General features: G+C 62.6%; 1 pseudogene. It reads right to left on the bottom strand.

The features are described 5' to 3' along the window. A pseudogene (locus BME24068_RS34730) lies at positions 1-2,111 on the bottom strand (ESPR-type extended signal peptide-containing protein); the annotation flags it as partial.

The raw sequence follows: 2,111 nt of genomic DNA, 5'->3' as shown, positions 1-2,111 counted from the left end.
AGCGACGTCACCGTGCTGTCGGTCGAGCTGAGACCCGTGGACAGCGAGTTGATACCCGTCGAGGTCGACGTGGACAATGAGCTGATCGAGCTGGTGGCCGAGGACAGACCGGTCGACGTCGAGGTCGAGAGCGACGTTACCGTACTGTCGGTCGAGCTCAGACCCGTCGACAGTGAGTTGATGCCGGTCGAAGTCGAGGTGGACAACGAACTGATCGAGCTAGTCGCCGACGACAGACCAGTCGAAGTCGAGGTCGAGAGCGACGCCACCGTGCTGTCGGTGGAACTCAAGCCCGTGGACAGCGAGTTGATACCCGTCGAGGTCGACGTGGACAACGAACTGATCGAGCTGGTGGCCGACGACAGACCGGTCGACGTGGAGGTCGAGAGCGACGTTACCGTGCTGTCGGTCGAGCTCAGGCCCGTGGACAGCGAGTTGATACCCGTCGAGGTCGAAGTCGACAGTGAGCTGATCGAGCTGGTGGCCGACGAGAGGCCCGTCGAAGTCGAAGTCGAGAGCGACGCCACCGAGCTATCGGTGGAGCTCAAGCCGGTCGACAGCGAATTGATCCCCGTCGAAGTCGACGTAGAGAGCGAACTGATCGAGCTGGTGGCCGACGACAGACCGGTCGATGTGGAGGTCGAAAGCGACGTCACCGTGCTATCGGTGGAGCTCAGGCCCGTGGACAGCGAATTGATGCCCGTCGAGGTCGAGGTGGACAACGAGCTGATCGAGCTGGTGGCCGAGGACAGGCCGGTCGACGTGGAGGTCGAGAGCGACGTCACCGTGCTGTCGGTGGAACTCAAGCCCGTGGACAGCGAGTTGATACCCGTCGAGGTCGACGTGGACAACGAACTGATCGAGCTGGTGGCCGACGAGAGGCCCGTCGAAGTCGAAGTCGAGAGCGACGCCACCGAGCTATCGGTGGAGCTCAAGCCCGTGGACAGCGAGTTGATACCCGTCGAAGTCGAGGTGGACAACGAACTGATCGAGCTGGTGGCCGACGAAAGCCCCGTCGACGTGGAGGTCGACAGCGACGTCACGGTGCTGTCGGTCGAACTGAGACCGGTCGACAGCGAATTGATGCCGGTCGAAGTCGACGTGGACAGCGAACTGATCGAGCTGTCAGCCGACGAGAGGCCAGTCGACGTGGAAGTCGAGAGCGAAGCCACCGTGCTGTCGGTCGAGCTCAAGCCCGTCGACAGCGAGTTGATCCCGGTCGACGTGGAGGTGGACAGCGAGCTGATCGAGCTAGTTGCCGACGAGAGGCCGGTCGACGTGGAAGTCGAGAGCGACGTCACCGTGCTATCGGTCGAGCTGAGGCCCGTGGACAGCGAGTTGATGCCCGTCGACGTGGAGGTGGACAGCGAGCTGATCGAGCTATCAGCCGACGAGAGGCCAGTCGACGTGGAAGTCGAGAGCGAAGTCACGGTGCTGTCGGTCGAGCTGAGGCCAGTCGACAGGGAGTTGATGCCGGTCGAAGTCGAAGTCGACAGTGAACTGATCGAACTGGTGGCCGACGAAAGCCCCGTCGACGTGGAGGTCGACAGCGACGTCACGGTGCTGTCGGTCGAACTGAGACCGGTCGACAGCGAGTTGATACCCGTCGAGGTCGACGTGGACAACGAGCTAATCGAGCTGGTGGCCGACGAGAGGCCCGTCGAAGTCGAAGTCGAGAGCGACGCCACCGAGCTATCGGTGGAGCTCAAGCCCGTCGACAGCGAGTTGATACCCGTCGAAGTCGAGGTGGACAACGAACTGATCGAGCTATCAGCCGACGAGAGGCCAGTCGACGTGGAAGTCGAGAGCGAAGTCACGGTGCTGTCGGTCGAGCTGAGGCCCGTGGACAGCGAATTGATGCCGGTCGAAGTCGAGGTGGACAGCGAGCTGATCGAGCTGGTGGCCGACGACAGGCCGGTCGACGTGGAAGTCGAGAGCGAAGCGACCGTGCTATCGGTGGAGCTCAGGCCCGTCGACAGCGAATTGATCCCCGTCGAAGTCGACGTGGACAGCGAACTGATCGAGCTGTCAGCCGACGAGAGGCCAGTCGACGTGGAAGTCGAGAGCGACGTCACCGTGCTGTCGGTCGAGCTGAGGCCCGTGGACAGCGA

This window comes from Burkholderia anthina, assembly GCF_902498995.1.
Lineage (GTDB): Bacteria > Pseudomonadota > Gammaproteobacteria > Burkholderiales > Burkholderiaceae > Burkholderia > Burkholderia anthina.
The sequence above is the reverse complement of the archived record's forward strand: the minus strand, read 5'-3'. Positions and strand labels throughout refer to the sequence as shown.